This window comes from Enterococcus sp. C102(2024), from assembly GCF_040888205.1.
Classification (GTDB): Bacteria; Bacillota; Bacilli; order Lactobacillales; family Enterococcaceae; genus Enterococcus; species Enterococcus faecalis.
On sequence record NZ_JBFOHH010000018.1, the window covers coordinates 1 to 1,145 of the forward strand.

2 protein-coding genes and 1 pseudogene are annotated in these 1,145 nt (G+C 31.4%); all 3 read left to right on the plus strand.

Going from position 1 to position 1,145, the window contains the following annotated elements:
* Positions 1-83 (plus strand): annotated as a pseudogene (locus AB3I34_RS13925) (MLS leader peptide); the annotation flags it as partial.
* 48 nt (positions 84-131) lie between these two features.
* Positions 132-215 (plus strand): 23S rRNA methyltransferase attenuation leader peptide, encoded by an 84-nt coding sequence (locus tag AB3I34_RS13930; RefSeq protein WP_001814874.1) that lies wholly within the window; start codon positions 132-134, stop codon positions 213-215.
* A gap of 124 nt (positions 216-339) precedes the next feature.
* Complete coding sequence (erm(B), locus tag AB3I34_RS13935; RefSeq protein WP_001038795.1) at positions 340-1,077, plus strand: 23S rRNA (adenine(2058)-N(6))-methyltransferase Erm(B); 738 nt, start codon at positions 340-342, stop codon at positions 1,075-1,077.
* The last annotated feature ends 68 nt before the right edge of the window (positions 1,078-1,145 follow it).

Sequence of the window (1,145 nt, forward strand, 5' to 3'; positions counted from 1 at the left end):
AAGTTATGGAAATAAGACTTAGAAGCAAACTTAAGAGTGTGTTGATAGTGCATTATCTTAAAATTTTGTATAATAGGAATTGAAGTTAAATTAGATGCTAAAAATTTGTAATTAAGAAGGAGGGATTCGTCATGTTGGTATTCCAAATGCGTAATGTAGATAAAACATCTACTGTTTTGAAACAGACTAAAAACAGTGATTACGCAGATAAATAAATACGTTAGATTAATTCCTACCAGTGACTAATCTTATGACTTTTTAAACAGATAACTAAAATTACAAACAAATCGTTTAACTTCTGTATTTATTTACAGATGTAATCACTTCAGGAGTGATTACATGAACAAAAATATAAAATATTCTCAAAACTTTTTAACGAGTGAAAAAGTACTCAACCAAATAATAAAACAATTGAATTTAAAAGAAACCGATACCGTTTACGAAATTGGAACAGGTAAAGGGCATTTAACGACGAAACTGGCTAAAATAAGTAAACAGGTAACGTCTATTGAATTAGACAGTCATCTATTCAACTTATCGTCAGAAAAATTAAAACTGAATACTCGTGTCACTTTAATTCACCAAGATATTCTACAGTTTCAATTCCCTAACAAACAGAGGTATAAAATTGTTGGGAATATTCCTTACCATTTAAGCACACAAATTATTAAAAAAGTGGTTTTTGAAAGCCGTGCGTCTGACATCTATCTGATTGTTGAAGAAGGATTCTACAAGCGTACCTTGGATATTCACCGAACACTAGGGTTGCTCTTGCACACTCAAGTCTCGATTCAGCAATTGCTTAAGCTGCCAGCGGAATGCTTTCATCCTAAACCAAAAGTAAACAGTGTCTTAATAAAACTTACCCGCCATACCACAGATGTTCCAGATAAATATTGGAAGCTATATACGTACTTTGTTTCAAAATGGGTCAATCGAGAATATCGTCAACTGTTTACTAAAAATCAGTTTCATCAAGCAATGAAACACGCCAAAGTAAACAATTTAAGTACCATTACTTATGAGCAAGTATTGTCTATTTTTAATAGTTATCTATTATTTAACGGGAGGAAATAATTCTATGAGTCGCTTTTGTAAATTTGGAAAGTTACACGTTACTAAAGGGAATGGAGATAAATTATTAG